The organism is Gordonia jinhuaensis (assembly GCF_014639795.1).
Classification (GTDB): Bacteria; Actinomycetota; Actinomycetes; order Mycobacteriales; family Mycobacteriaceae; genus Gordonia_B; species Gordonia_B jinhuaensis.
The window spans coordinates 1-1,161 of the sequence record NZ_BMGC01000096.1 but is presented as its reverse complement, the minus strand read 5'-3'; the positions used below and the strand labels follow the sequence as shown (position 1 = coordinate 1,161).

Sequence of the window (1,161 nt, the reverse complement as noted above, 5' to 3'; positions counted from 1 at the left end):
GTCCTGATAGACGGCGTAGGTGACCGCGACCGCCAGATGTTCCTCACGCGCTTGGAGGCCGTTGGTGATGCGGGTCTTCTGCTTGTCGGTCAACAAGCCGATTCGGGTGAGCAGAGGGCGGCGGATGCCGTAGAGCGGGTCCCCGCTACGGCCGCGGTGTCCGCACGTATCCTGTTGTACGCGTTGACGACACACCGTGAGCTTGTCGGCGGCCAAGTGCACGACATGAAACGGATCCATCACCGCACGCGCCTTGTCCAGGGTTTCAGCGGTCGCGGTGCGATACCCGGAGAAGCCGTCCATCGTCACCACCTTGATTCGGTCACGAAACGCAGGATCGCGCGCGGTCAGCCAATCCTTCAACGCCGCCTTGGAACGGCCGGCGACCATGTCCAACAAACGTGCCGGCCCGGTACCATCGACGATCGGTGTCAGGTCGACGAGCACGGTCACGAAACTCGAATCCCCCTTGCCGCGAACGTGTTTCCACTTGTGCTCATCCACCCCAAGGACTCGCACACCGTCCAGGCGGGCCGGTGCGGACGCCAACGAGCGGGCCGCGTCCAACGCAAGGTTGTTCACGGTGTTCCAACTCATCCCGATCGCAGCGGCGACCGCTGTCACCGACATCTTGTCGACGATCATCGCCCGCAGAATCCACGTCGTGGTGCGCCGGGTGACCTGTGCCCGCGGCGCCACGATCGTCGAGATGTCGGCACGAAAGATCGTGGTGGGACAGTCCGGGTTGTCGCACAGATAGCGCGGCACCGAGATATGCAGCCGAGTCGGATGCCCCACGATCGGCAGATCAGCGACCTCACGATCGATGTGGTCACGCAGCCGACCCGGCCGCCCGCATCCGGGACATGTGTTCTTCGGTTCCAGGACCTCGCAGAACACGTGGGTGCGGTCCTCGCCGTCGAGGGCGGCACCGGTGATCGTCACCCCGAGCTCGATGGTGCGGCAAATGGTGTCGGCAATAGCGCTACGCTGCAACATGGGTCCTGTCGGTGTCGGGCTGATGGTGTGAGAGCTTTCATCCTCACACCGCAGGACCCGCCTACACCTCCAGCGACACCGCCCATCACCCCGCGATCTTGCTCACCCCTACATCTTGTGGTCGCAAGAACCTGTTCCACGCACCGTCAATCAGGAAGAGGC

General features: G+C 63.7%; 1 protein-coding gene. It reads right to left on the bottom strand.

The features are described 5' to 3' along the window. Positions 1–999, bottom strand: a 999-nt coding sequence (locus IEW22_RS19785) for an ISL3 family transposase (RefSeq protein WP_188589108.1), incomplete at its 3' end; no start/stop codon positions are given. Positions 1,000–1,161: the final 162 nt, after the last annotated feature.